This window comes from Leptospira adleri (genome assembly GCF_002811985.1).
GTDB lineage: Bacteria > Spirochaetota > Leptospiria > Leptospirales > Leptospiraceae > Leptospira > Leptospira adleri.
Map to the genome: position 1 here is coordinate 1 of NZ_NPDU01000152.1, position 1,691 is coordinate 1,691.

Sequence of the window (1,691 nt, forward strand, 5' to 3'; positions counted from 1 at the left end):
TTCAACTGCACCGTCGGTGCAGTTGACGCTAACGTTGATTCATTTAGGAAAAAAAGTGAAAGGGAGTTTAAAGAGCCGGGATCGACTCTTTGATAAATCAAAGAGTCGCCCATCAACTGCTATTGTCAACTGGAAAGGTGGAGTTTCAGATTTTTTGTCTTCAAATAATCGGGTTTCCGTTATATTCATTAAGGTCGATCAAAAACGCCGCTTCTAAAAGAACAAGAGAAGATGCACTGAATTGCATTTCAAGGAGGAGCCAAATCTCCCTTCACTCTTTCGTGTTCCTCGTCGATCGATTGTTGGACGCGCTCTTGTGCGATCCGAGACCTCTCGCACTCATCCATTGTTGTATATGTTGGTTCGATTGCATCGTTTGCGGTAAATTCAGTTCCCTTGATTTTATTAGGATCTAAGTTATCAATTTTCGCTGTATCTGTGATTTCCGAAAGTGGATAAAAGAGATAATAATTGACCTTTATTTCCCCAGTACCATCCGTTCCCTCATCCAATTTCGCAACATATCCACGGCCCTTGTCGTCTACAAAAGCAAATCGATGACTTCCCAGGTAAATCACTTTTAGAAAATAGTCTTTCTTCTTACCGGAAATTCGAATCTGCAACTTTCTTTTTTCGTAATCCAAAAGCCCACAATGAAGTTCATATGTGCTTCTCTGAAGACCTAAAAATTCCTCAATCTGAGCAGCAGCATTCACCCAATACGGAGTCTTGTTGTATTCAAAGTCATACGGAACAGGATTCAAAGAGCCTGTATATCCAGGAGGAAGCGAATACTTGTCTTTGATTTCTACCTGTTCTGGTTGTTTCTCTTTGCAAGAAGCCAAAGAAAGCGACAAAACGATTAATAAAATACTAATGTAATTTCTTTTCTCAGTCATAATACAACAAATCAAGGAGGAGCTAAATCCCCCTTCACCCTCTCGTGTTCTTCGTCGATTGATTGCTGGACACGTTCTTGTTCAATTTTTTCTTTTTCACAATCATTAATATTTTTAATTTCAGAATCAACTATGTCCGAAAGTTCGAAGTCATATCCTTTCTTCTTAAAAGGATCTAAGTTATCAATCTTCGCTGTATCTGTGATTTCCGAAAGTGGATAGAAATAATAATAATTAACTCTTTCATTTGAACCCGTGTGCCCTTCCTCAAGCTTACCTACATATCCCCGGTTTTCTTGATTCAATAATACAAGCCTATGATTTCCAAGATATATAACTTTTAGAATAAATTCTTTCTTTGTGCCTGTGATTCTTAGTTGTAGATTTTTTTTCTCAAAATCCAAAAACCCGCAATTGCCTGGATATTTACTCTTTTCGACCCCAAGGAATTTTCCAATTTCCGAATCAATTCTAACCAATTGTTTGCTTGGATGTTCGAAATCATATTCAACCGAATTTAAACCTTTAGCATAATTCGGAGGAAGTGCATATTTGTCCGTTATTTCAACTTCCTCCTTTTGTTTCTCTTTGCAACCGATAAAAACAATCAACAGAACAATTAACGAAACGCTAATGTAGTTTTTTTTCTTAATCATAATACAATCCATATACTTTCATTTTCTCCCAGTTAACTTTTTCGTCAAAAATCTGTTTTTGACCATCAGCATTGTTGTTGTAGTTGTAAAACAATCCGTCCGGTTTCCTAATCACAAAGAAATAATGATTCGGTCC

The 1,691-nt window shown here is 37.0% G+C and carries 3 protein-coding genes; 1 reads left to right on the top strand and 2 read right to left on the bottom strand.

Annotated elements, in window-relative coordinates; all coding sequences use genetic code 11:
- The coding region (locus CH376_RS24510; protein ID WP_207769163.1) for a hypothetical protein at nt 1-217 on the top strand (217 nt) is incomplete at its 5' end.
- A gap of 31 nt (nt 218-248) precedes the next feature.
- Here the strand turns inward: CH376_RS24510 and CH376_RS23870 are convergent.
- Together CH376_RS23870 and CH376_RS23875 are read right to left on the bottom strand one after the other, a co-directional pair.
- Nucleotides 249-899 carry a hypothetical protein gene (locus CH376_RS23870; protein ID WP_100787798.1) on the bottom strand — a complete coding sequence of 217 codons (651 nt, stop codon included), beginning with the start codon at nt 897-899 and terminating at the stop codon, nt 249-251.
- An 11-nt stretch (nt 900-910) separates the two neighbouring features.
- Nucleotides 911-1,555 carry a hypothetical protein gene (locus CH376_RS23875; RefSeq protein ID WP_100788608.1) on the bottom strand — a complete coding sequence of 215 codons (645 nt, stop codon included), beginning with the start codon at nt 1,553-1,555 and terminating at the stop codon, nt 911-913.
- Between the last annotated feature and the right edge of the window lie 136 nt (nt 1,556-1,691).

Coding starts and splice junctions, on each gene's coding strand:
- CH376_RS23870 (WP_100787798.1), bottom strand. CDS start 899: ATGACTGAGAAAAGAAATTACATTAGTATTTTATTAATCGTTTTGTCG.
- CH376_RS23875 (WP_100788608.1), bottom strand. CDS start 1,555: ATGATTAAGAAAAAAAACTACATTAGCGTTTCGTTAATTGTTCTGTTG.